Source organism: Caballeronia sp. HLA56 (genome assembly GCF_054655155.1).
In genome coordinates, this window is record NZ_BAAHOB010000002.1 from 162,138 (window position 1) to 187,027 (window position 24,890).

General features: G+C 62.3%; 25 protein-coding genes. 12 read left to right on the top strand and 13 right to left on the bottom strand.

Going from position 1 to position 24,890, the window contains the following annotated elements; genetic code table 11:
* Positions 1-21: 21 nt before the first annotated feature.
* Genes ACYQ47_RS07195 through ACYQ47_RS07205 form a run of 3 tightly spaced genes read left to right on the top strand, consistent with a single transcriptional unit; the run spans position 22 to position 2,926 of the window.
* Positions 22-1,023, top strand: coding sequence for a 4-hydroxythreonine-4-phosphate dehydrogenase PdxA (locus ACYQ47_RS07195; protein WP_309848161.1), 1,002 nt, complete (start codon positions 22-24; stop codon positions 1,021-1,023).
* A 6-nt stretch (positions 1,024-1,029) separates the two neighbouring features.
* Complete coding sequence (locus tag ACYQ47_RS07200) at positions 1,030-1,986, top strand: amidohydrolase family protein (RefSeq protein WP_459904934.1); 957 nt, start codon at positions 1,030-1,032, stop codon at positions 1,984-1,986.
* 19 nt (positions 1,987-2,005) lie between these two features.
* Entirely contained in the window at positions 2,006-2,926 is a 921-nt protein-coding gene (locus ACYQ47_RS07205; protein WP_250494189.1) for a dihydrodipicolinate synthase family protein, read from the top strand.
* Positions 2,927-2,954: 28 nt separating this feature from the next.
* Here the strand turns inward: ACYQ47_RS07205 and ACYQ47_RS07210 are convergent, their stop codons facing one another.
* From ACYQ47_RS07210 to ACYQ47_RS07240, 7 genes are all read right to left on the bottom strand, one after another.
* A complete protein-coding gene (locus tag ACYQ47_RS07210) occupies positions 2,955-3,344 on the bottom strand; it encodes a hypothetical protein (protein WP_459904936.1) in 390 nt (129 codons plus the stop codon).
* Positions 3,341-4,033, bottom strand: coding sequence for a substrate-binding domain-containing protein (locus ACYQ47_RS07215; protein ID WP_459904938.1), 693 nt, complete (start codon positions 4,031-4,033; stop codon positions 3,341-3,343). Before ACYQ47_RS07215 ends, ACYQ47_RS07210 begins: the two co-directional genes overlap by 4 nt.
* Position 4,034: 1 nt before the next feature.
* On the bottom strand, positions 4,035-4,718 hold the full coding sequence (ligK, locus tag ACYQ47_RS07220; protein WP_459904940.1) for a 4-carboxy-4-hydroxy-2-oxoadipate aldolase/oxaloacetate decarboxylase: 684 nt from the start codon (positions 4,716-4,718) through the stop codon (positions 4,035-4,037).
* Between the two features lie 2 nt (positions 4,719-4,720).
* A complete protein-coding gene (locus tag ACYQ47_RS07225) occupies positions 4,721-5,746 on the bottom strand; it encodes an amidohydrolase family protein (RefSeq protein ID WP_244830019.1) in 1,026 nt (341 codons plus the stop codon).
* 15 nt (positions 5,747-5,761) lie between these two features.
* Positions 5,762-7,114: an MFS transporter gene (locus tag ACYQ47_RS07230; protein WP_250468578.1), complete on the bottom strand. Its 1,353-nt coding sequence runs from the start codon at positions 7,112-7,114 to the stop codon at positions 5,762-5,764.
* A gap of 30 nt (positions 7,115-7,144) precedes the next feature.
* Positions 7,145-8,446 (bottom strand): gallate dioxygenase, encoded by a 1,302-nt coding sequence (locus tag ACYQ47_RS07235; protein ID WP_459904943.1) that lies wholly within the window; start codon positions 8,444-8,446, stop codon positions 7,145-7,147.
* Between the two features lie 304 nt (positions 8,447-8,750).
* Positions 8,751-9,956 (bottom strand): MFS transporter, encoded by a 1,206-nt coding sequence (locus ACYQ47_RS07240; RefSeq protein WP_459904945.1) that lies wholly within the window; start codon positions 9,954-9,956, stop codon positions 8,751-8,753.
* A gap of 108 nt (positions 9,957-10,064) precedes the next feature.
* On the opposite strand from ACYQ47_RS07240, the gene gcvA reads away from it, so the two are divergent.
* Complete coding sequence (gene gcvA / locus ACYQ47_RS07245) at positions 10,065-10,997, top strand: transcriptional regulator GcvA (RefSeq protein WP_459904946.1); 933 nt, start codon at positions 10,065-10,067, stop codon at positions 10,995-10,997.
* Positions 10,998-11,086: 89 nt separating this feature from the next.
* A complete protein-coding gene (locus tag ACYQ47_RS07250; RefSeq protein WP_250468590.1) occupies positions 11,087-11,863 on the top strand; it encodes an EAL domain-containing protein in 777 nt (258 codons plus the stop codon).
* Positions 11,864-12,214: 351 nt separating this feature from the next.
* Here the strand turns inward: ACYQ47_RS07250 and flgM are convergent, their stop codons facing one another.
* Positions 12,215-12,520 carry a flagellar biosynthesis anti-sigma factor FlgM gene (flgM, locus tag ACYQ47_RS07255; protein WP_459904948.1) on the bottom strand — a complete coding sequence of 102 codons (306 nt, stop codon included), beginning with the start codon at positions 12,518-12,520 and terminating at the stop codon, positions 12,215-12,217.
* Positions 12,521-12,771: 251 nt separating this feature from the next.
* Here flgM and ACYQ47_RS07260 point away from each other — a divergent pair, with 251 nt between their 5' ends.
* From ACYQ47_RS07260 to ACYQ47_RS07275, 4 genes are all read left to right on the top strand, one after another.
* Entirely contained in the window at positions 12,772-13,377 is a 606-nt protein-coding gene (locus ACYQ47_RS07260) for a TetR/AcrR family transcriptional regulator (RefSeq protein ID WP_459904949.1), read from the top strand.
* Between the two features lie 128 nt (positions 13,378-13,505).
* Positions 13,506-14,195, top strand: a complete 690-nt coding sequence (locus ACYQ47_RS07265; RefSeq protein WP_459904950.1) for a type 1 glutamine amidotransferase domain-containing protein — start codon at positions 13,506-13,508, stop codon at positions 14,193-14,195.
* Between the two features lie 358 nt (positions 14,196-14,553).
* On the top strand, positions 14,554-14,772 hold the full coding sequence (locus ACYQ47_RS07270; protein WP_244830010.1) for a hypothetical protein: 219 nt from the start codon (positions 14,554-14,556) through the stop codon (positions 14,770-14,772).
* Between the two features lie 122 nt (positions 14,773-14,894).
* The gene (locus ACYQ47_RS07275; RefSeq protein WP_244830009.1) at positions 14,895-15,128 is read left to right on the top strand and encodes a hypothetical protein; all 234 of its coding nucleotides are present in this window, start codon (positions 14,895-14,897) and stop codon (positions 15,126-15,128) included.
* Between the two features lie 21 nt (positions 15,129-15,149).
* Here ACYQ47_RS07275 and kdgT read toward each other — a convergent pair whose 3' ends face one another.
* Positions 15,150-16,166, bottom strand: coding sequence for a 2-keto-3-deoxygluconate transporter (kdgT, locus tag ACYQ47_RS07280; protein WP_244830008.1), 1,017 nt, complete (start codon positions 16,164-16,166; stop codon positions 15,150-15,152).
* A gap of 238 nt (positions 16,167-16,404) precedes the next feature.
* Between kdgT and ACYQ47_RS07285 the strand changes: the two genes are divergently transcribed.
* The 3 genes from ACYQ47_RS07285 (at position 16,405) to ACYQ47_RS07295 (ending at position 19,378) form a co-directional block, all read left to right on the top strand.
* On the top strand, positions 16,405-17,295 hold the full coding sequence (locus ACYQ47_RS07285) for a LysR family transcriptional regulator (protein ID WP_459904952.1): 891 nt from the start codon (positions 16,405-16,407) through the stop codon (positions 17,293-17,295).
* 146 nt (positions 17,296-17,441) lie between these two features.
* Positions 17,442-18,617: a CaiB/BaiF CoA transferase family protein gene (locus ACYQ47_RS07290; RefSeq protein WP_459904953.1), complete on the top strand. Its 1,176-nt coding sequence runs from the start codon at positions 17,442-17,444 to the stop codon at positions 18,615-18,617.
* Complete coding sequence (locus ACYQ47_RS07295; protein ID WP_459904954.1) at positions 18,614-19,378, top strand: enoyl-CoA hydratase; 765 nt, start codon at positions 18,614-18,616, stop codon at positions 19,376-19,378. The genes ACYQ47_RS07290 and ACYQ47_RS07295 overlap by 4 nt, the downstream gene beginning before the upstream one ends.
* A gap of 10 nt (positions 19,379-19,388) precedes the next feature.
* Here ACYQ47_RS07295 and ACYQ47_RS07300 read toward each other — a convergent pair whose 3' ends face one another.
* The 4 genes from ACYQ47_RS07300 to ACYQ47_RS07315 all read right to left on the bottom strand — a co-directional run bounded on the left by ACYQ47_RS07300 (position 19,389) and on the right by ACYQ47_RS07315 (position 24,884).
* Positions 19,389-19,766 (bottom strand): response regulator, encoded by a 378-nt coding sequence (locus ACYQ47_RS07300; protein WP_309848174.1) that lies wholly within the window; start codon positions 19,764-19,766, stop codon positions 19,389-19,391.
* Between the two features lie 11 nt (positions 19,767-19,777).
* Complete coding sequence (locus ACYQ47_RS07305; RefSeq protein WP_459904955.1) at positions 19,778-22,918, bottom strand: CheR family methyltransferase; 3,141 nt, start codon at positions 22,916-22,918, stop codon at positions 19,778-19,780.
* Positions 22,919-23,304: 386 nt separating this feature from the next.
* The gene (locus tag ACYQ47_RS07310; protein WP_250469491.1) at positions 23,305-24,072 is read right to left on the bottom strand and encodes an ABC transporter ATP-binding protein; all 768 of its coding nucleotides are present in this window, start codon (positions 24,070-24,072) and stop codon (positions 23,305-23,307) included.
* A 20-nt stretch (positions 24,073-24,092) separates the two neighbouring features.
* Positions 24,093-24,884 (bottom strand): ABC transporter permease, encoded by a 792-nt coding sequence (locus tag ACYQ47_RS07315; protein ID WP_309848175.1) that lies wholly within the window; start codon positions 24,882-24,884, stop codon positions 24,093-24,095.
* Positions 24,885-24,890: the final 6 nt, after the last annotated feature.

Sequence of the window (24,890 nt, forward strand, 5' to 3'; positions counted from 1 at the left end):
AAACCCAAAGGTTGATCCGTCATGAAACCTCGCATTGCTGTCCTTCTCGGCGACCCCGCCGGCATCGGCCCCGAACTCATCGCGCGCCTCGTTGCACGGCCGGAAAATCGCAAGCGTGCCGATCTGCTCATCATCGGCGACCGGCGCGAACTCGATCGCGGCATGGAGATCGCGCGGCAACGTTTCGATTACACCGTGGTGAACGATGAAGCCGCCGCCGCGCGCGGTACCGACGTGCCTTCGCTCATCGACTTCCGCCTGCCCGACGACGCGCCTTACGAGCCCGCCGTATCCACGGAACGCGGCGGACGCTACAGCCTGGAAGCGTTCAAACAAGCCCTGCAACTGACGCGCGCGAACCGCACCAACGCCATGTTGTTCGCGCCCGTCAACAAGACCTCGCTGCACATGGCGGGCATGGACACGAACGACGAGATGGAATGGTTCGCGCATCAGCTCGACTATGCCGGCGCATTTTGCGAATTCAACGTGCTCGATGAACTGTGGACCTCGCGCGTCACGTCCCACATTGCATTGAAGGACGTGAGCGCGCGGCTTTCTGACGAACGCATAGTCGGCGCGGTGCAGTTGATTCACGACGGACTCAAACGCGCCGGCATCGCGGCGCCTCGCATCGCGGTCTGCGGCTTCAATCCGCACAACGGCGACAACGGCGCATTCGGCCGCGAAGAGATCGATGTCATCACGCCGGCCGTGGAGCATGCACGCGCGCTCGGCTACGACGCGCAAGGCCCCTTTCCCGCCGACACCATCTTCGTGCGTGCACGCGACCAAAAGGTCTTCGATGGCGTCGTCACCATGTATCACGACCAAGGCCAGATCGCGATGAAGCTCATGGGCTTCTGGCGCGGCGTCACGGTGCACGGCGGCTTGCCTGTGCCCATCGCGACGCCCGCGCACGGCACCGCGTTCGATATCCACGGCAAGGGTTCCGCCGATGTCGGCGCTACACAGAAGGCCTTCGATATTCTCGTGCGCATGGCACAAGACCGCGTGAGCTAAGAGCCCATGATGCACGCCCATATCGATGCCTTGCGCGAGCGCTTCCTGCAAAGCGGCGACGATGCCGACCTGCCTGTCGTCGATGCGCATCATCATTTCTGGGACCTCGCGAACAACTATCATCCGTGGCTGCGCGATCTGCCGCGCATTCCGTTCCGTTATGGCGATTACGCGGCCATCTGCCATGACTTCCTGCCCGACGATTACTTTGCGCAGGCGGCGAGTCATCGCGTGGTCAAGACGGTGATGATGGAAGGCGAATGGGACGCGCGCGATCCGCTCGGCGAAGCGCGCTGGGCGAGCGCGCTCAACGCGCGCACCGGCCTGCCCAATGCAATGGCCGGGCAAATCTGGCTGGATCGCGAAGACGTGCGCGCGGTGCTTGATGGATATCGTGGTTTGCCGCTCGTGCGCAGCGTGCGTCATAAGCCCAAGACCGTGCCGCGCGCGGAGCATCGCGCGGATTTCTCGGCAGCGGGTTCCATGCGCTGCGAACGATGGCGGCGTGGTTACGCGCTGCTCGCGGCATATGATCTGATGTTCGAACTGCAGGCTCCGTGGTGGCATTTCGCGGAAGCGGCCGAACTTGCGCGCGACTTTCCCGATGTGAAGATCATCGTGAATCACACGGGCTTACCGGCCGATCGCAGCGAGGAGGCGTTGCGCGCATGGCGCGCCGCGCTCGATACGCTCGCGCGCTGGCCCAACGTGTGGCTCAAGATATCCGGCATCGGCGAAGCGGGGATAAACTGGAGCGTGGAGCGCAACGGGCCGGTGGTCTGCGAGGCCATCGCGAGCTTCGGCGTCGAGCGCTGCATGTTCGCGAGTAATTTTCCGGTGGATAGCCTTGTCGTTTCGCTGGACAATCTTTTCAGCGGCTTCAAGGCGATGGTCGCGCACCGAACGCCCGCGGAAAGACTGGCCCTTTTCCACGACAATGCCAGCGCCCTCTATCGCATCTAAATTCAGGAGACAACAATCAATGGCAGCTCCCCTTTATCGCGGCGTGTTCCCCGTCGCGCCTACCATCTTCGACGACGCAGGCAAGCTCGATCTCGAAGGCCAGAAGCGCGCCATCGACTTCATGATCGATGCCGGTTCGAACGGCTTGTGCATTCTCGCGAACTTCTCGGAGCAGTTTGCGCTGACGGACGCAGAGCGCGATGCCGTGCAGCGCACCGTGCTGGAACATGTCGCGGGCCGCGTGCCGGTGATCGTCACGACGACGCATTTCAGCTCGCACGTTTGCGCCGAACGCAGCCGCGCGGCGCAGGACGCAGGCGCGGCCATGGTCATGGTCATGCCGCCTTATCACGGCGCGACTATCCGCGTGAGCGAGCGCGGCATTCAGGATTTCTACGCGAAGGTGTCGGACGCCATCGACATTCCGATCATGATTCAGGATGCGCCCGTCGCGGGCACGCCGCTGTCCGCGCCCTTTCTCGCGAAGCTCGCGCGTGAAGTCGAAAACGTGTCGTACTTCAAGATCGAAACGGCGCAGGCTGCGTCGAAGCTGCGCGAGCTGATCGAACTCGGCGGCGATGCCATCGTCGGCCCGTGGGATGGCGAAGAAGCGATCACGCTGATCCCCGATTTCGATGCAGGCGCGACCGGCGCGATGACGGGCGGCGGCTACCCCGACGGCATCCGCAAGATCGTCGATGCCTACGCTGCCGGCAACACCGACGAAGCCGCCGAGTTGTATCAGCAATGGCTTCCGCTCATCAATTACGAGAACCGTCAGTGCGGGCTTGCCGCATGCAAGACGCTGATGAAGGAAGGCGGCGTGATCGGCTCGGACGCGGTGAGGCATCCGCTTGCGCCGATGCATCCTAAAGTGCGCGAAGGCTTGCTCAAGGTGGCGCGAAAGCTCGACCCGCTGGTGCTGCGCTGGGGGCACTGACGCTGCTTTAATGGCCTGAAGTCCGCCGCTACTTCGCGCGGTCGATGAGCTGCCGTGCGGTCTCCGTCGCGAGATCCGCATGCAGCTCGGCCCACTTCCCGAGCAAGGTGGCGTCGTCGGTAAAGAAGATTGGCGGCTCGATCCAGGCTTGCACCTTGCCGTCTTTCGACGATGCTTCGAACACGCGCAGATCGGGGTCGTCGCTGACGCCCGCGCGAAGCAGCTCGCGAAACGACAGCGATTCGCGTACGCGCACTTCATGCACCGGCACTTCGCGAAGAATGGAGACGGCCGCGCGCGCGATGCGCAAGGCGCTCTCTCGTCCATCGGCCATCAATAACACGGTGACGCCGCCTGGCGCCGACAACGCCAGGCGAAAGAGTGCAAGTCTGCATCGTTCGCTCAGGCGCGTGCTCATCGAACGGGTTCCATGCCATGACGTTGCATGACAGCGCCGGCTTCCGGAGAACTCAGGTAAGCAAGAAGGGAGCGCGCGAGCACGGGTTCGCGCGCGGCCGTGCACACGGCGCCCTGAAATACCGTGAGCGTCTGAATGTCCGCGGGCAACGGACCCACTACGTCGATGCCCGCGACGCCGATCAGCTCGCTCATCTGCTGAAAGCCCAGCTCCACTTCTCCTTGCGCGATAAGTCCGCCCACGGCCACGCCGGGCGGCGCCTGCACGATACGCGACGACACCTCCTGAAGCACGCCCCAGCGCTCGAACAGCCGCATGAGATACGCGCCGCTCGGCCCGGTCGAATAGCCGATACTGCGCGCGGCCAACACTGCGTGACGCACGGCGCTTTCGTCGTCGATGGAGGGATGCGGCGCGCCCGCCTTCACCGCGACGGCCACGCCCGAACGCGCGATATTCACGCGGCTCGCCGGATCGATACGTCCCGCTTCGGCAAGACGCTCGATGGCGTTCGCGGCCAGCACGACGATATCGAACGCCTCGCCTTCCTCGATACGCCGCAACGCCGCCACGCCGCCCGTCGATTCGATCGCGACCGGCTTCGCGAATGCGCTTGCATAAGCATGGGCGAGATCGGCTAGCAGATGCTTCGTCGCCATCGACGAGATGCCGGTAATCGTCGTTGCCATATCAGTCGATGTAGCGCAGGCCCGCGCGTTGCAGCGGCTCGCGCATGTTGTACATGTCGAGACCCAGCACGCCGCTCGCGAGCTTGTCGCGCTTCTCTTCTTCCAGCGCTTCGCGCGCGCTCGCCTTGTCGAGCACCTGTCTCGCCGATGCAGCCGGCACCACGACCACGCCATCGTCGTCGGCGACGATCACATCGCCGGGAGTAACCCATGCGCCCGCGCAGACCACCGGAATGTTGACCGAGCCAAGCGTCGCCTTGACCGTTCCCTTCGACGAGATCGCGCGGCTCCACACGGGAAAGTTCATTGCGGTCAGCACACGCACGTCGCGCACGCCGCCGTCGATGACGAGCGCACGCGCACCGCGCGCCTTGAAACTCGTCGCGAGCAAGTCGCCGAAGAAGCCGTCGGTGTTGTCGGTGGTGCAGGCGGCCACGACGATATCGCCGGGCTGAATCTGTTCGGCGGCGACGTGCAGCATCCAGTTGTCGCCGGGTTGCAGAAGGACCGTCAGCGCCGTGCCGCTCACCTGAGCGCCCGCATAGATGGGCCGCATGTACGGCTTCAACAGACCGACGCGCCCCATGGCTTCATGCACGGTCGCCGAGCCGAGCGCGCCGAGTTTCGTCGCGGCCTCTGCGTCCGCGCGATCGATGTTGCGATAAACCACTCCGAGTTCGACCATGTTCAACGTCCCTTTGACTTGAGCGCCGTATCGAGGCGCGGATACACACGGCGCGCGTTGCCTTCGTAGATCTTGTAGCGCGCTTCGGGTTCGATCTGCGCGGCTTCGACATAGCGCTTCGTATCGTCGAAATACTGTCCCGTTTGCGGGTCGATGCCGCGCACCGCGCCGATCATCTCGCTCGCGAAGAGGATGTTGTCGACGGGAATCACGCGCGTCAGCAGGTCGATGCCCGGCTGGTGATACACGCAGGTATCGAAAAAAATGTTCTTCAGCAAATGGTCTTCGAGCAGCGGCTTTTTCAGTTCCTGCGCCAGCCCGCGAAAACGACCCCAGTGATAAGGCACTGCGCCGCCGCCATGCGGAATCACAAAACGCAAGCTCGGAAAGTCGCGGAACAGGTCCGAGGTCAGGCACTGCATGAAGGCGGTCGTGTCCGCGTTCAGATAATGCGCGCCGGTCGTGTGAAAGCACGCGTTGCAACTCGTGCTCACGTGGACCATCGCGGGAATATCGTACTCGACCATCTTTTCGTAGATGGGATACCAATAACGATGGGACAGCGGCGGGCTCGTCCAGTGACCGCCGGACGGGTCCGGGTTCAGATTGATGGCGACATTGCCGTATTGCTCGACGCACTTCACGAGTTCGGGAATGCACGTCGCCACATCGACGCCAGGGCTTTGCGGCAGCATCGCGGCGGGGACGAAGTGATCGGGGAACAACTCGCTCACGCGAAAGCACAGCTCGTTGCAGATCGCGGCCCATGTGCTCGACACGTCGAAGTCGCCGATATGATGCGCCATGAAACTCGCACGCGGACTGAAGATGGTGAGGTCGAGCCCGCGTTCGCGCATCAGGCGAAGCTGATTGCTCTCGATCGACTCGCGCAATTCGTCGTCGCTGATACGCAGTTCGGAAACCGCCGGCCTCTCCGAAGGATTGTTGATGCCGGCAATCTGCCGGTTGCGCCACGCTTCCAGCGCCTTGGGCGCGGTGGTGTAGTGGCCGTGAATGTCGATGATCATCCTTGCTCCAGAAAACTAGTGTGCAGCGGCGTTCGTTTGCGGCGCGGGTTCGCCGGCGCGCGTTTTCTGCGCGACAAGAATGGCGACGGCGGCAAGCGTGGCGGGCACGGCGAGCATCGCGAGGATCGCGCCGAACTGCCAGCCCAGACCGAGCAGCGCGCCGCCGATGGCCGAACCGAAGATGCTGCCGAAGCGTCCCATGCCGAGCATCCAGCTCACGCCGGTGGCGCGCGCCACGGTCGGATAGCGTCCCGGCGCGAAGGCGTTGAGGCCGGTCTGCGCGCCGCTCATGCAAAAGCCCGCGGCGAACACGAGCACGGCGAGCGACGACGACAACGCGCCGATCCACGCAAGCCCCAGCACGCACACCGCGCCGCCGAGATACGCCGCGCTGATGACAGGCGCGGGCCGCGTCTTGTCCATGATGAAGCCGACGATGATCGCGCCGATGGTGCCGCCGATCTGGAACATCGCCGTGATGTTGGCGGCGGCGGAAACCGTGAGACCCGCATCCTTCATCAAGGTGGGCAGCCAGCCGGTCAGCAGATAGATCACGAGCAGGCCCATGAAGTACGTGACCCACAACGCGGCGGTCATGAAACCGTAGCCTTGCGAGAACAGCACGCCGATAGGCTTCTTGGTCGGCAGCGGCGGTTCCGTCGATACGAAGACTTCATCGCCCTTGAAGCGCTCGCCGCAGACACGTCCGAGCACCGCGCCGATCCGTTGCGAGGTCGCGCCGCGCACCGACATGAGACGCGCCGATTCGGGCAGCAGCCAGATTTGCAGCGGAATCAACACGAGCGGCAACGCGCCGCCGAAGATCAGCACCGAGCGCCAGCCGTGCTCGGGAATCAACCAGCCGGCGACGAAACCGATCAGCGCGGAGCCGAGGTTGAAGCCCGTGAACATGATGGTGATGAGCAGCGAGCGCTTGCGCTGCGGCGCGTATTCGGAGAGCAGCGTCGTGGTGTTGGGCATGGCCGCGCCAAGACCGATACCGGTCAGCAAGCGCAGGAGCGCCATCGACGAGGGCGAATTGGTGAACGCCGTCGCGATGGTAAAGACGCCGAACAGGAACACCGAGGTGATCAGCACCCACTTGCGGCCGATGCGGTCCGAAGCCGGTCCCGCCGTCAACGCGCCGATCACGAGTCCGATGGGCGCGGCGCTCATCACGAGTCCGAACGCGGGCCGCGAGATGTGCCAGTCGCCGATGATCGAGGGCGCCACGAAACCCATGATGGCGACGTCCATGCCGTCGGCCGCGACGACGAGAAAGCACAGCGCGACCAGCAACCACTGGTACGCCGAGATGGGCCTCGCGTCGATGAAGCCCTTGATGTCGATGGTTTTACCGCTGTTCATGTTCGTCTCCGTGTTGCATCGTTTTGGCCGTCAAGCCTTGTTCTTCTCTTCTTCGTCCCAGGCGAGATTGCCCGCGCCCTTGCCCGCCACCGAGTAGAGCGCGCCGGGCGCATTGCGCGTCTTCTGGAATTCCTCGAGCGTTTCGCCGCGCATCGCCGCATAAATATGCAGGTTCGAGATGCCCGTCACCGCGCCCAGCTTTTCGAGCATGAAAAAGATCACGCCGTAGTGAAGAAGACCGCGCCAGTCGCGGCGGCGCAGAAGATCGCGCTCCTGTTCGCTCAGACCCGCTGCTTCGTAGCTCGCCTCCTCGTCGGCCTTGAACGCCTCGCGATGCGCGGGCTCGACCATGCGATGCAGATAATCGTTGATGCGATAAGCCCGCACCGCCGTTTCGATGCTGAACGGATACGTGCCTTGCAGCTTCTCGACATCGGTGAGTTGCACGGCCATCTTCTGGCGATGACGTTCGAGTATCGCGGGCTTCGTCTCGCTGTCCTCGCCTTCGTAGATGGCGGTCGCGATACCGGCCATCGACGGAAGGTAGTAGCTGCGGTGCTTGCACACGACGTTGTTCGACAGCGCGCCGCGCATGGTCAGCCACATGATCACTTCAGCGCCTTCGAAGCCGCCGAGTTCCGCGTATTCGGCCAGCGTCATGTCGGCGAGTTGCTCGGGGTCGCGCTCGAAGAGATCGAGGAAGCGGTGATCCCATTCCGTGTTGTTGAAGCCCGCGCGTTCGCCGTGAACCTGATGCGACAGGCCGCCCGTCGCGATGATCGCGACCTTGAGGTCTTCCGGATAACTTTCGATGGCGCGGCGCAGCGCCTGACCGAGCTTGTAGAAACGCCGCGCGCTCGGCACGGGCAGTTGCAGCACGCCCATTTGCAGCGGAATCAGTTGCATCGGCCAGTCGGGCTTGTGCGGGGTAAGCATCGAGAGCGGCGAGAAACAGCCGTGATCGAGCGGCTTGTTCTGGAAGAACGACATATCGAACTCGTCGGTCATGAGCGAGTTGCCGATGTGCGCCGCGAGCGCGGGATGCCCCTTGATCGGCGGCAGATCGCGCGCGCCGCCGCCTTCGTCCGCGACGCGCCATTCCGGACCGACGCCGAGCGCGAAGGCCGAGTAGTGATCGAAAAAGAACGACGTGATGTGGTCGTTGTAGATCGTCACGACCACATCGGGGCGCTTCTCTTCGAGCCATGTGGCGAGCGGCGCGAAGTTTTCGAAGATGGGAGCCCATACCGGGTCGTCGCGCTTGTTCTTGTCGAACGCGAAACCGATGGTCGGGGTATGCGAGGCAGCAATGCCGCCGATGATGCGAGCCATTGTGATGCTCCTTCGGGTGCCGGGCGACGCGTTACGCGTCCATCGGCAGCGGTGTCTGGTGCGGAAAACTGAATGGAAGATAGCGGCTGGCGGCAGCGCGGGAAACTACGCGTAAACCATGAAGATGGGCGCGATTCGATACGTCCGACGACGTTCGATGCCTTTGCTTGCTCGGGTTTGGCGAGCGATCGGCTGGCTGCGTGATGCGGCGTCCGATAAATAAAACTGATGCGCGAAGAAGGAAGACGCAAGGTCGCCCGACCGCCCGCTTATTCGCGGACGGATTGGCACGAACATGCGCGATCTAGGCCTCGTGCGCGAGGCGCGAGCGCAGTGCGATAGCCAGCGGGAAAATGGCGATGGCCGTGAGAGCCGTGGCAAGCGTGGCGCCGTGCACGCCGATCCGGTCGCCGAGGAAACCGTAGATGACCGGCGAGATCGCGCCCGACGCAATGGTGCCGGTATAGAAAAGCGCAAAGGCCCGCTCGGCTCCGTCGAGTGGCGCCAGTTCCGGCACGGTGCCGTAGAGCACGGACGAGGTGCCATTGAGCATCACGCCGAGGAGCGGCAGCAAGACCATCGCGACGCTCAGCGGGCAGAGCATCACCGCGACGATGCAGGCCGCCGTGCCGCCCTCGGTTGCGAGCACGGTGCCGATCACGCCCAGCCGCGCGCCGAGCCATCCGCAGGCGAACTTGCCGGCCGCGCCGCCGATGAAAACCAGCGCGAGCGCCGTGCCCAGCATCGGTGGAGAGATGCCCTTCTCTTTCAGCAAGAACGGCAGGAACGTCAGCAGGCCCATGCGGACGCTGGTGTCGAGCACGCCTATCGAGAGCAGCATCGAAAAACCTCGTCCTGAGCCGCCGCGGTTGCCGCTGGATTGCGCATCGGCGGCCGGCGTGCTTCTCGGTACGACAGGGAAGAAAAGTGCAATGGATACAGCGACGACGCAACCCAGGACCGACATGATCCAGAGCGCGTGACGCCAGGGCATCAGCGTAACGAGAAGAGAGATTGCGGCCGGCAATGCCGATTTGCCGAGATCGCCGGAGAAGTTGTAGACGCTCAAGGGGCCGCGCGCGCGGCGGCCATAGACGCGCGACACCGCGCCCGATGCAATGGGATGCTGCGTGCTCGACCCGCTTCCCGATACCGCCAACGCCACGCACAAACCGAGCAGGCTTCCCGACATACCCGCGAGCGCGTAGCCACCGGCTGCGAGCAACGTGCCGAGCGCAAGCGTCGCCCGGCTGCCAAGCCTTTGCGCCAGACGCCCGGCCGGTATCTGGAGACTCGCCATGGTTCCGGCATAGACGCCGCGCAGCATGGCGAGCGCGCCATACCCCAGACCGAAGTCCGCCTGCCACACCGGCAGCAACGCGTAGATCATGTCCGTGTAACCGTCGTGCAGCGCGTGTGCGACGCAGGACAGCCAAAGCACGCGCGAAGGTAGAAGCGCGGTCCGGTCGGTTTTAAGCAGAGACGGCAAGGAAAACGGAATAAAGCGCATGAGTGTCCCGGACGACGGCGTGACGAGGCCTAAAAGACAATTTTATGACTCGAGGAAGGCGCCTTCAATTGACGTAAGATCGCGTCAATGGAGAGATAAAGTCACGCCATGGACGAACCAGCAAATCTGGCGCAGGACCGGGACAGGCTGCCGCCGCTCAACGCGTTGCGCAATTTCGAGGCGGTCGCCCGGCATGGAAGCTTCGCCGCGGCGGCGGCCGACCTGCATGTCACTCATTGGGCGGTCGGCAAGCAAATACGGCTGCTCGAAGACTGGTTCGGCGTACCGTTGTTCGAGCGGCGCGCGCGCGGCGTTCAGCTTACCGATGAAGGCGCGGCACTCCTCAACGACGTGAGCAGCGCGTTCGAACGTCTCACACGCGGGGCAGTGCGCCTCAGGCACGACGAATTCACGCGCCGCGTGTCCGGCGTCGTGCGCGTGAACGCGCTGGCGAGCTTCGCGTTGTGCTGGCTGCTGCCGCGTCTCGCCGATTTTCAGGCGCGCTTTCCCGATATCGACGTCAGGTTGTCGACCACGTCGCGCAAGTTGCGGTATATCGGCGATGCCTTCGATATCGGCATACGCTCGGGTCATGAACAAGGCGCGGGCGTCGTATCGCGCTCGTTGATGGCCGATGTGCGCTTGCCGGTGTGCAGCCCCGCGCTGCTGCGTCAGCGTCCCATAGCAAGCGTCGCGGATCTGCGTCATCACGCGCTGCTGCATTCCGCCAGCACGCGCACGAGTTGGTCGTCGTGGCTCAAGGAGGCGGGCGCGGCGGACTTGCGCGCGGCCCGGCACGTCGAGTTCGAGCACACATTTCTGCAACTCGCTGCTGCAGCGGAGGGGCTCGGCGTGGCGCTCGCGTCGTTGCCGCTGATCGGACGCGATATCGCCGAAGGCCGACTCGTATGCCCGATCGCGGCGCCGGCGTGGCGCGCGCCCGATTACACACTGGTGATCAACGCAGACCGCGTCGGGGATGACGCCGTGGTTTCCTTCGAGAAGTGGATCATGGCGAGCGCGGGAGGTGCCGGAAGTTAAAGAAGCGCGTTCCATCGTCCGATATATTGAAGGCCGGCGCGCGATGGCAAGCGGTCGCTTCAAAGACCAACTTTTCAGACGAACGAAACATGATCAAAATTCACGAGGCGGGACAGCCGGCGAACGGCCCCGTTCGCTGCGGTGGCTGCAATAGCCCCGAAGTGGCGCAGATCGAAATGGCCTTTGCGTTTCAGCCTATCGTCGACGTGCGGTCGGGCAGTCCCTATGCCTACGAGGCGCTCGTACGCGGGCCGAATGGCGAATCGGCCGGTTCGGTGTTGTCGCAGGTCGACGACTCGAACCGTTATAACTTCGATCAACGTTGCCGCACGACTGCAATCGAGCAGGCGGCAAGCATGGGCATGGACAGCTTTCTGTCGATCAACTTCATGCCGAACGCGGTTTATCAGCCTGCGGCATGCATTCGCAGTACCTTCGAGGCCGCCGAAAAACACGGCTTCCCGGTGAATAAGATCATCTTCGAAACCATCGAAGGTGAAAACATCATTAGCCGTTCGCATCTGGTGCAGATTTTCCGCGCGTATAAATCGTTCGGCTTTCAAACCGCGATCGACGATTTCGGCGCGGGTTATTCAGGGCTCACACTGCTCGCCGACTTTCAGCCGGACTTGATCAAGCTCGACATGGCATTGGTGCGCGACATCGACACCGACACCGTGCGTCAGCGGATCGTTGCCGGCGTCTTGAAGATTTGCAGTGATCTGGGAATTCGCGTGATCGCGGAAGGCATCGAGACGCAAGGCGAGCGCGATTTTCTGGAAGCAGCCGGCGTGAGCCTGATGCAAGGCTATTTGTTCGCCAAGCCCTCGTTCAAAGAGATGCCCGCGATTGCCAATGTGCGTTAATGCCGGGTGCAAAATGTTGAAAGCCGCGCTTGGGACGTTGCTAATCGTTTTGGCGGGATGCGCGGTGCCTGGTGCGCCGGCGTCGCCGGAGAATAGCGTTGGAGCCGAAGGGTCGGCCACCCAAGCTCCGGCATCGACTGATCATTCACATTCAGAGCGTGTCGAGGCGCCGCGCAGAAATCCGAAGATGTATGGGCCGCCAGGCGAGTGATTGATGTCGGGCGCGCTACGCTTCGGTCCGCTCGACTACGAATCTGCAGAATCGGCCATGCCATTTGAACGGGGCATTTGGTTTTGTCCCCCGACGCTTTGCGCTACGCCGTCCGCGCTCCATTCCCGCTCAACCACCCATCAACGCATCGTCGTCTTGAGCAAATCGCCTGCGGTGCTCAACATCCCGCTCGCAATCTTGCCCGAGTCGATCTTGTAGGTTCCATCACGCAGAGCCGCCTTGATCGATTCGACCTTCGCCGCGTCGATGTCCGCGCCGCCCGTGACTTGCATCGACGACAACGAGGACAACGTCACTTTCGAGCTGGTTGCGCTGGTCGCGCTGGTTTGCTGCACGCCGCCCGTAGCCTGCACATCGCGTTTGCTTGCTACTCGAAAGGTGTCGGATTGGAGTGCGGCGGGCGTGTTGTTCGATTCGATCTTCATGGCTTTGGCTCCTTGTCTGTTGAGTTCTTTAACGGAGTGGGGCTTGAAATCTTTACCAAGCCCGGCGGCCTGCCGACACCCTCGCAACCTCGTCCAGCCCGCAAAGCCTTATCCAGTAAGCCTCCCGTGTATTTGCAACAAATTGAAACAAAGTGTGAGGAATCGCACATAGACCGGACCTGGCGTCCGTGAGGGGCAAGAAATTTCCGAACGTACTAGACGACTGGTCTACTGCACGCTAAAGTCCACCTATGCCTACCGCAAACACATCAGAAACCGTCGACGTCCGCGAAAACATCATTGCCGTTGGTCAACGGTTGATCGGCGCCAAAGGCTTTTCCGCCGTCGGCCTGAATGAGATTCTCACGGAAGCCGGCGTGCCGAAGGGCTCGTTCTATCATTATTTTGGCTCCAAGGATGCGTTCGGCGTGGCGCTCCTGGAAAGCTATTTCGAGGACTATCTGAACGACCTCGACCAGACGCTAGCGCAGCCCGGACTGAGCATGGCGCAGCGGCTGACGAACTACTGGAGCATCTGGCAAGAAACCCAGTCCTTCTTCGATTGCCAGGGCAAATGTCTTGCGGTCAAGCTCGGCGCCGAAGTGGCGGACATGTCGGAGGCCATGCGCGCCACGTTGAAGCGCGGCACGGCAGGGATCGTTCGCCGTCTTGCAAGTGCAATCGAAATCGGTGTGGCGGAAGGCTCGCTTTCGATCGAAGGTGATCCGCAAAGCGTCGCGCAGAGCTTGTATCAACTGTGGCTCGGCGCCAGCATCATGGTGAAGATTGTTCGCAACACGCAGCCGTTTGAAGTGGCGACGACGACAACGCAGCAGATCTTGCGACTTGCTCCCTGACGAAGCAGGGAGCAAGGTGCCATCACTTCCTTAGAGGTGCTCTTTTTGAAGCATTTACTAGACGACTGGTCTACTAACCCCATCAACCTTCTTAACGGTTTCGCCTTACTCACCCACGGAGATGCAACATGAAAGTGCTCATGGTTCTGACCTCGCATGACCAACTCGGCAACACGGGCCGCAAGACGGGTTTCTGGCTCGAAGAGCTGGCCGCACCCTACTACGCCTTCAAGGATGCGGGCGCGGAAATCGTGCTGGCATCGCCTAAAGGTGGTCAACCGCCGCTCGACCCGAAAAGCAACGAGCCGGCCAATCAGACGGAGATGACACATCGTTTCGAAGCCGATTCGCAGGCTACCGCGCAGCTTGCCAGCACGGTAAAGCTCGATCTCGTCTCGCAAGCCGATTTCGATACCGTGTTTTATCCGGGCGGTCATGGTCCGCTCTGGGACCTGGCCGAAGACAAAAACTCGATCGCCCTGATCGAAGCCTTCTTGGCCGCTGGCAAGCCTGTCGCGCTGGTCTGCCACGCACCTGGCGTGCTGCGCCATGTCCGCACGCCGGAGGGCGCACCGCTTGTCGAAGGCAAACGAGTCACGGGCTTCACCAACTCCGAGGAAGCCGCGGTCGGACTGACCGATGTCGTGCCGTTCCTCGTTGAAGACGAACTCAAGGCGAAGGGCGGCATCTATTCGAAGCTCGAAGACTGGGCACCTTATGTCGTCACCGATGGCCTTTTGATTACCGGGCAGAACCCGGCTTCATCGTCGTCCGCTGCGGCGACGTTGATGAAGCACCCGGCGCTCGCCGCGCAATAACCGACGTCGACGTTACCGGCGCGCGCGGCCATTGGGCGGCCGCGCGCCATGGAACCCACGCTCGTGTCAGGACTCGCGATGCACGGGCAAATTGCCCGGCGCGTGAACTCATCGATCCCACATCACGAAACCAGCCCGCGTGTCGTGAGAAATCCTGCTGCGTGGCAGCATGCACGCGTTGCACATAGCCCCGGTGCGTTTCTCATCGCGAAATTTCTTCTCCAAGGTCCTGATTCCACGCGCAAATTTAGTCGTCATTCTCCCCGATGCAGCGCCACGCTTAAGGGCTACGCTCTTATATAAGAGGCAGCCGCAGTCACGGCGCTTGCCCAACGCTTCCTACAACGCCGGAGTCATCATGATGCAAATCTACGTTGAACCCTTGCCCAAGGGCCGATGGGGCCCAATCGATGGATACACACTCGAGTATCCCGACGGCACGAAGATCACCGAGCAGGTGTTCAGTTCAGAAAAGCTCGCGGTCAGCGAAATCAGGCTGCGCGGCTATACGCCCTTGCTGGCGAAGGTGCGTATCACGGACAAGGGCGAGCCGGAGCACTGGGAAAGCGTCGAGTGACGCATCGTCGATACGAACGTGCTTCGCCGATTTTCTTTCGCGAAGCACGTTTTATTTTTGTGATATTGCTGCTTCATCCGGAACGCAAATAACGGCGCGGCTACATGGCCGATGGAGAAGCGATGCGACGAGGACCCTTCAGCGAAGCCGGCAGAAAACGCCGGCGTCTCTTTTTGAGCAAGGCGCATGTCGCGCTCGCGGCCTTCGGGACGCTAGGCTCGGTGCTCGGCATTGGTATCGCCATCGACGGCGGGCTCGAATTCAATCGCACCAAGGTGTTCACGGGCGTTGGCCTTATCGCCGTTTCGACCATTCTTTATATCTCGATGCTGTTCGTGAGCGACGAGCCATCCTGACGGCTCGTCGGCCGCACGAAATCACACGTGCACGTCGCGCTCGCCGAGCGGCCGCACCGGTTCTTCCACACGTTGTTCTTCAAGGCCATGACGCGCCCGATGCCGGCGCACCCAGAGCGCGGTCAGAATTGGCACGAGAATGGCCGTCACGAGACAGGCGGTCGCGACCATCGCGGTGGCCGCCGGCACGAGCGGCTTGAAGCGCGGAATCATCTCGCCGATGATCGCCGGATTCGCCACCGCCGCGCCCGCCGTCGATGAAGCCGCGAGTCCCGCCGCGCCATTGCCGCCCGCAATCCAGCGATCCGCGAGAATCAGCGGAATGCCCGTCACGACGATCACGCCCAACCCAAGCGCAACGCCCGGCAAGCCGCTCGTCGCGATCACGTGCAGGTCGATGCCATTGCCGAGCGCGAAGCCGAAGAACGGGATCAGCGGATGCACGCAGCGGCCGAACAGTTCGCGCAGGTCGCTGTCCAGATTGCCGAGCGCGAAGCCAATCAGAAACGGCAGCACCGCGCCGACGAAAAGGCGTGGCTCGAAGAACGCGACGCCCGTCGCGCCGAGAATCAGCATGCTGACGAGCGGCCCGGATTCCACCGACATCAGCACGAACGCGCCCGCTTCCTCGCGGCTGCCGTACTGCTGCATCACGGCGGCGTAGAGTCCGCCGTTGGTCATGTCCATCGACGTGGTGATGGCGAGCACGGAGAGGCCCGCGAAGAGACCGGCCTTGACGCCATCGATGGGAATGAAGTGCGCGGCGACGATGGTCGCGATCCACGCAACCGCCATCTTCGTCACGAGCAAGGTGCCCGACTTGCGCAGCACGGTGCCGGTCGCGCGCAGGTCGATGGTCGCGCCCATGCAGAAGAACCACACCGCGAGAATCGGCACGGTGCCCGTGATCAACCCGTTCGTGAACGAGCCGAAGTACTTGCCCGCGCCCGGCGCGAAAGTATGGACGCAGGCGCCGAGCAGCAAGGGCACGAGCATGAGACCGCCTGGAATGCGGTCAATCGCTTTCTTTATATTCATGTCTCCTCCGTGGACTTTGGCGTCCGGATGGCGGGCTGTCTACCCAGTGCAATGCGCCGCTTTAAGCTCGGCCGCATCGGTTCGGCGCAATATAGCATCGCTGTTTTATATTCGCTGAATGCAAAGCCGGGAGGCGGGTTAATCGTTTACCCGTGCGCGGGCAGAGTTACCGGGTTTGCCTGTCCGGTGGGCCTTCGCGGACACTTCACATTCGCGAGCACGACAAAACGGAGCCTTAGTGAAATTCGATACGACCACCATCCGTCTGGTTCTCGCCATCGCGGACGAAGGCAGCATCTCGCGCGCCGCGGACAAGCTCAGTCTCGCGGTGGCCGCCGCCTCGCGGCGCGTATCGGACCTCGAAGCGCAACTCGGCGCGAAGCTCTTCACGCGCGTTCCGCACGGTGTGCAGCTTACCGAGCCGGGCGCGAAGCTGCTGCTCTACATCCGCCAGATCGACAATCTGATCGACCGTCTCGAAGGCGATGCGCGCGCGCTCAAGGAAGGGCGCCACGGGCGCATCATCATCGGTGCGCCGAAGGCGGTGGTCATGCAGTTTCTGGCGGGCGCCATCGCCGGGATTCAGCGCAAGCATCCCGGCATCTCGCTCATGGTTCAGGAGGAGAACAGCAAGATCGTTCAGCAGTTGTTGCGCGACAAGGTCATCGATATCGGCATCTACGAAAAGAAGAGCGGCTTTCTCGACCTCGACCGCGTGCCGTATCGGGAAGACCGGCTCGAACTCGTGTATAGCACCGAACATTTTGAGTTCGACGATGCGCCGCTCGGTATCGACGAGATCATGGACTTGCCCGTGATCAGTCTCGGCAAAGGCTCCGCCATTCTGTCCGCGCTGCAACGCGCACATCAGAGCCGGGGACGACTCTTCGCGAACAATTACGCCGTGAGCGGCTTCGACACCATGCTCGTGATGGTGCGTCAGGGCTTGGGCGTCGGCCTCATGCCCGCGGCTGTGCTGCGCAGCTTTCACCCGGAACGCGCGATTGCGTCGCAGGAGATTGCAGGCGACTGGCATAAGCGCAGCTACGTGCTTTCTTGCGTCGAAGGTCACGCTCAGGAACAGACGCTTCAACGCGTCGTGGCCGAGCTGCTCGACGCAGGCAACTAGTCTGAACGAGGAAGCACGCTCGAGGCTTTCGCGAATTGCGAAACCAGCCTTGCCCGCGCAAGCCTTGCGGCATTGCAAGCGGTGGTCGAAAGTGAAGGCATGACCCGCGCCGCAGGTCGAAGCCCTTCTCCACCGAACCAATCGACATGACCCAGACAAAACCTCTCCCCCTGGACGGAATCCGCGTGCTCGACGTAAGCCAGGTCATGGCGGGCCCGTTCGCCTGCATGCTGCTCGCCGACATGGGCGCGGATGTCATCAAGGTGGAACCGCCCGAAGGCGATCAGACGCGCGGCGCGATGGGCTTCAAGATGAAAGGGCCCGACAGCATGGGCTTTCTCAACATGAACCGCAACAAGCGTTCGGTGACGCTGGACCTGAAGAGCGACGAAGGCCGCGAGCTCTTCTACAAGCTCGCGAAAACTGCCGATGTGATCGTCGAGAACTATCGGCCAGGCGTGGTGCAGCGGCTTCGTATCGATTACGAGTCGATCCGGGAGATCAACCCGAAGATCGTTTATGTGAGCATCTCGGGCTTCGGGCAAAGCGGCCCGTGGTCCACGCGGCCCGGCTTCGATCTGATGGCTCAGGCCATGTCCGGCGTCATGAGCGTGACGGGATATCCCGGCGGCAAGCCGGTCAAGGCGGGCGTGCCGGTGGCGGATATCGGCTGCGCGCTCTTTGCGGTGTCGGGGCTGTTGTCGGCTTATATCGGCGCGCAAAAATCGGGCGTCGGTCAGCATATCGACGCTTCTCTCTTCGATTCCGTCATGGCCTTCTCGATCTGGGACATGTCGGAATACTGGGGCACGGGCGTGCCGCCGACACCGCTTGGCACCAGCAACAAGATGAGCGCGCCGTATCAGGCCGTGAAGGCGCGCGATGGCTACTTCGTGATGGGCGCGACTAACCAGAAGCTGTGGACGAAGCTGTGCGGGTTGTTAAAGCGGCCCGATCTGATCGACCACGCCGACTATGCGAACGTCTCGCTGCGCCTGAAAAACCGCGAGGCCATGGTCCAAGTGCTCGAAGAGGAGTTCGCCAAGCGCGACAGCGCGGAATGGGTCGATACCCTGCTCGCGGCCGGCATTCCAGCCGGCCCTATCCTGACTTATCCGGAAGCATTCGAGAGCGAACATGCCACGCATCGCCGCATGGCAATGGAAATCGATCATCCGCACGAAGGCAAGGTGAAGAACATCGGCTTTCCGGTCAAGCTGCTCGGGACGCCGCAGACCGTGCGCCGCCATCCGCCCCTGCTCGGCGAACATAACGAAGAGATCTTCGCGGAGATCAACGGAACCAGTGGAATGAAGCCATGAGCGAACATGTCCGGCTTACGCTGCATGCATCGGGCGCGGCGGAGATCGTCATCGACCGGCCCGAGCGTCACAACGCCATGTCGATTCCCATGTACGAAGCGCTGCTCGCGCGTATCGACGAATGCCAGCGCAATAAAGACGTGCGCTGCATTCTCTTTCGCGGCGCGGGCGGCAAGTCGTTTATCGCGGGAACGGATATCGAGTACTTCAAGGACTTTCGCGGCGGACACGATGGCGTGGCCTACGAAGCGCTGGTCGAGCGCGTGATCGATACAGTCGAGCGCATCGCGCTTCCCACGCTCGCCGTGATCGATGGCTGGGCGGTCGGCGGTGGTCTCGCGCTCGCCACTGCCTGCGACTTTCGCGTGTGCAGCGAAAACTCCCGTTTCGGCGCACCGATTGCCGAGACGCTCTCGAACACGCTTTCGTCGCGCAATATCGCGCGGCTACATGCGGCTTTCGGCGTGCCGCGCGTCAAGCGCATGCTGATGCTCGCCGACTTTCTCGCAGCGAACGAGGTCCTGGCGTGCGGCTACGTATATTCGGTGGTGACGAAAGACGCGCTCAATGCCAGCGCGCATGCGCTTGCCGAGCGGCTCATGGCGTTGTCGCCAATCACGCAGAAGGCGGTAAAGGAGAGCCTGCGGCGCATCGTGATCGACCAGAGCTTCGCGGACGAAGACATCATCGAGGAAGTCTATGGAAGCGCGGCTTTTCGTGATGCGGTGACAGCATTCACTTCGGGCAAGCCGAAACGGTGAGCGCGATTCTTCAACGCCCGCTCAGTGCGAGCGTGTTGAAGAGCGTTTGATGATCGAAGGGTTTTTGACAACGCGGATGATGCCGGTAGGCGATATCGATCGAATCGACACCGTACCCCGTTGCAAAGATGAAGCGGATCTCACGCAACGTCAGTTCATCCGCTACGGCGTATGATTTCTCGCCGTTGAGGTCGATGTCGAGAATGGCAACGTCGATGTAATGTTCGTCGTCGTCGAGGACCGCCAGCGCGTCCTGCGCCCACGCCACCGGCCCGACGACGATTGCCCCTGCAATTTCGAGCAACGCGGACAGCGCGAGCGCCACCAGGTAATCGTCTTCCACGACCAAGATGCTCAAACCTTCGAGCGGTGTCCCGACTACTGCCATTTTCGGACCCCCTAGGGACTGCTGCCGTGCATATGCGCTGGTCGCAGCGGGATCTCGATATGACACGAAACCCCATCCCAGTTGAAGTCCAGCTCGGTGCGAGCGTGTAGCGTGAAACGAAGCGCTTTTTCGATGAGTTGCCGGCCGAAGCCGATTTTCTTGTCCTCGGGCGTGATGCGCACACCGCTTTCGATCCAGTCCAGAACGAGCCATTCCGGCCCGGACTCTCTTTTCTCGACAATCCAGCTGACGACGAGCCGTGCGCCTTTATGCTTCAATGCGCCGTACTTGAGCGCGTTGGTCGCGAGTTCGTGAAGCACGAGCGCGATCGTCTGAACGTTGCGAAAGCCAAGCGGCACGACCGGTCCACTCACCGAGACCCTGTCGCTGCTGCCGACACCGAGCGCCTCGAATTCAAGGCGAACGATGTCACCCAAATTGATCAGATGCCCGTTCGCTTCGCCGATCAAGCCCTGCAGCCTGCCAAGCGCGGCGAGGCGACTCGTGAACGTGTCGAGCGCTTCGTCGCCCGAGAGCGTCTGTTGCGCGATCGACTGAATCACCGACAACAGATTTCGCGTCCTGTGTTGCAGTTCCGCGATCAAAACGTCCTGTCTACCCTCAGCATGAACCATTCCCGTGATATCGACGAAAGCAATGACCACACCGTCGATCTTGCGATCGCCGTTGAGATAAGGTGCGAGACGCACGAGGAAATGATTCAGCCCATCCTTGCTGCTGACCTGCTGTTCGCGTGTTTCCTGACTCCTGAATACCTCACGGATGCCTTCTTCCAGCCCCGGAAGGTCGAGACGGCTGACGAGCTCCGAAATGGGACGCCCGCGATCGACCGGACGGATATGGAAGATATCGGCCATTGCCGGGGTAAACGAGCGAATGGAAAATTGCCGGTCGAGAAACACGGTGGCGACCGACGTGCTTTCGAACAGGTTGTGAAGATCGCTGTTCGAGCGGTCGAGCGCGTCGATCTTGCCATTCAGTTCCAGATTGACGGTGTGCAGCTCCTCGTTGAGCGAGACGAGCTCTTCCTTGGACGCCTCCAGCTCTTCGTTCGACGATTGCAGTTCCTCGTTGACCGAAACCAACTCTTCGTTCGACGACTTGAGTTCTTCGAGCGCGGTCTCGTATTCCTCTATCATCGATTGCAGGCGCTCACGGGTATCCCGTAGTTCCTTTTCGATTTGCTCCGCGGTGCCGTCGTGCATGGCCTCGGCGCGCGCAAGCGCCTCTTCGCGCGTGAGCACGGGCCCTTGGTCCTGGAACACGACGAGATACATGCGCTCACCCGGCGCTTGCTGGACGAGCGGCTCGATGGTCAGATTGATCACCTGTACACGGCCGTCCTCGCCCTCGACCACCACCCCCTCTCGCGCGATCGTGCGGCCCGAGTCGACCGCTTCGCGAAACACCGAGCGCAAGTCGAGGCCCAGCCCCTTGCGCGCCATTGCGAATAGCTGGCGCGTCGGCATGCCGGGCGCTGCCTCGAGATATTTGCCGGTGCGGCCCGAGTAGTAGACGACATCGCCATCGCGCGTCACGAGCACGTGCGGCGGTGTGAAGCGGTCGATCATATGACCGTCGACAGCAAGGCGCAGCGCAGCGCCGCCCAGGGGCGGACGGCTTGGCGTCAACGCGGACAGATGGCCGATAGTCAGCGCGGATACCGCGAGCGGCAGACGCACTTGCGACACGACATCGGCGCGGCGCTTGAAAAGCCTGTGCTTCTTGTCGAGCGGAACGAACAACTCGTCGAACTGGCTCACGTTCTCCGACGGGCCGAGGAACAGAAAACCGTCCGGGCGCAGCGCATAGTGGAAGGTCGGAATGACCTGATTCTGGACCTCGATTCCGAAGTAGATGAGGAGATTGCGGCACGACACGAGATCGATGCGTGAGAAAGGCGGATCGCGAATGACGCTGTGCGGCGAAAAGATGCACAGTTCGCGCACTTCCTTGGCCACCACGAAGCTGCTGCCGTCCGGCACGAAGAAACGGTCGCGCCGCTCTTGCGATACATTGTCGAGCAACGCCAGCGGATAGCGCGCCGCACGCGCCACCGTGAGCGCTCCGTCGTCGATATCGGTGGCGAAGATCTGGATGCGCGGCGCCTTCTCGACACCTGCGATCTGTTCGGACATCAGCATGGCGATGGAATACACTTCCTCGCCCGTGGCGCAGCCCGGCACCCAGACACGCACGACATCCTCGGCGGTGCGGCCTTCGAAAAGCTTCGGCAGGACGAGTGTGGCGAGCCTCTCGAACGCGTGCTCATCGCGGAAAAAGCTCGTGACGTTGATCAAGAGATCGCGAAAGAGTGCCGTCACTTCCTGCGGATCGGCCGTGAGCCGCGCTACATAACTCTCCGGAGTTGCCATCGCCCGGACCTGCATGCGCCGCTGCACCCGCCGCGAAAAAGTCTTGACCTTGTAGCCGCTGAAGTCGTGTCCGACGTTATCGCGCAAGATGCCGTAAATGGCTTCTCGCGCCTCGTCGAATGCTTTCGCGGCGGCTTCGACTTCGGGCTCTTCCACGACGGAATCGAGCCTGAAGGCGCCCGCGGCAAAGCTCGCGAGCTTCGCGCCCATTTGGTCGACCGGCACGGCGAAATCGACCAGGCCAGTGGCAATGGCGCTATTGGGCATGTCCGGATGATGCGGTCCGAAGCCGTCCGCAACCTGTGCGAGCGTCAGTCCGCCCCGCTCCTTGATGGCCTTGATGCCGAGCGTGCCGTCCGAATCGCCGCCCGAGAGAATGACGCCTGCCGACAGTTCGCCGATATCGAGCGCGAGCGTGCTCAGAAAATGGTCGATCGGCTTGCGCTCGCGACGCGGCTTGTCCAGTGACTGCACGTGCAAGGTCCGGTTCGAGACGCTGACGATGGCATCGCGCGGCAAGAGATAGACGCTATCGATCTCGATCGGCTCGCCTTCGGCAATCGCGTGTACCTGCATTGGCGTAAAACGCGAAACAATCTCCGGCAACAAGCTGATACGGTCCGGGCTCAGGTGCGTGATGATCACGCAAGCGAGGCCTGGCTTTTCCGGCATGCCGCGAAAGAAGCCTTCCAGCGCCTCGACGCCGCCAGCGGACGCGCCGACGCCGACAATGGGGAAGTCGGTTGCCGGTGTCATGACTTCTCCCTCATCGGCGCATTGTTGCTGCGGTCCAGGCGCCTTGCCTCCGGGAGAAGTCCGGCTTCGCGAGCAAGGCCTGAGCGCGCCCTGACGAAAACCGCGAGATGTTCCGTAAGACGGACGTCGATTGCGTGCTTGCTGGTCATGGACCGCCTCGAAGAACAAAGGTATCAGTCTATATTACCGCGCGCGCAACGGGCGTCGAAGCGTGCATGCAAGGCGGGCAGACATGTATGGCGTGACGCGAGCGGTCAGCCAGAGTGTTGAACATAAACGGCCCGCGCGGGCCGCTTCACGAATATAAGCCTTGACTCGCCGTCGAATCCGTTCGATTTTTATTTCACGGCGATGGCGACGGCGACGAGCGCTGTCTAGCAGTACTTCTACGCTTCGTGAAAGAACCCTTCGAGAATACCGTCCCTGAGCGCGACGACATCGAGACTGCCGCGCTTGCGCGGACGCGGCAGGTCGACATCGACGATTTCGCCGATACGTCCCGGACGCGCTTCCATCACCACGATGCGATCCGAGAGCAGCACCGCCTCCTCGACGTCATGCGTGACGAGGACCATCGTGATGCGCTCCTGCGCCCAGATGCGTTGCAGTTCGTCCTGGAGCCGTGCGCGCGTGAGCGCATCGAGTGCGCCGAACGGTTCATCGAGCAAGAGCAAACGCGGCCGGTTGACGAGCCCTCGCGCAATGGCGACACGCTGTGCCATGCCGCCCGAGAGCTGATGCGGATACTGTCCCTCGCACCCCTCGAGGCCGACGAGCGCCACATGCTCGGCTACCGCACGCGCTTTCTCGTGCTTGCTCAAAGGCGCGTTGCGCAAGGCCACCGCGACGTTCTGTTCGACGTTCAGCCATGGAAACAGACGATGATCCTGAAACACGATGCCGCGCGAAAGATCCGTCGAGACCACGCGCTCGCCGCCGAATTCGATCTCGCCTTCGTACGACGCATCGAGGCCTGCGATCAACCGCAAGAGCGTCGACTTCCCGCAACCGCTCGCCCCGACGATACTCACGAACTCGCCGCTTCGGATCGAGAGGTCGATACGATCCAGCACGGGCGCACCTGCATCGCCCTCATAACGCTTGCTCACCCGCCGCAGCGCGAGGCCGCTCGTGTCCGTTGCCATCGTTGGTATCGCTGCCATCGTCATTCTCCTCAAGCCGCGCGCGCTTCGCTGAACCAGCGCCGCTGCACCGCACGCGCGAGCGCGTTGAGCGCCCACCCCGTTATTCCCACGACGATCACGCCGAATACGACGAGATCCATCCGAAACTGTTCGCTGCCATCCACGAGCGTATTGCCGATCCCGCTTCCCGCGACGAGCAGATACTCCGCACCGAGCGTCGCGAGCCACGAATAGATGAGCGCGAGATAGATGCCCGTGAAGATCGAAGGCAGCGCGGCCGGCAGCACCACGAACGCGAGCGTCTGCAACTTGCCGTAGCGATACGCGCGCGCCACTTCGAGAAAACGCGGCGGCACGGCGCGGATGCCGTCGCTCGTATGCATCACGACCGGAACCAGCGCGGCGAGCGACAGGAACACGACCTTCGCGACATCGCCGAGACCGAACCACACGGAGATGAGCGGAATCCACGCGAACAGCGACACTTGCTTGAAGGTGTTGAAGCTCGGCGCAATGGCGCGATTCGCGAGCTTCGACACACCCAGCAACGCGCCGAGCGCGAGCCCGAGCGAAGTGCCGATCACAAAGCCCGTCAACTCCCGCGCAAGCGACGCCGACAACGCACGCGCCAGCGCGCCGCTACGCAACTGTTCCCACGCGACATGCAGCACTTGCGCGGGCGACACCATCATGCCGTGGGCGGGCTTGGCATCGCGCGATACGAGCCACCATATCGCCAGCGCCGCGAGCGGCAGCACGAAGCCGCGCCAGCGCTTCGGCACGGCGACACGCGGGACTGCTTCGAGTTCTATCGATGACATCGTCCG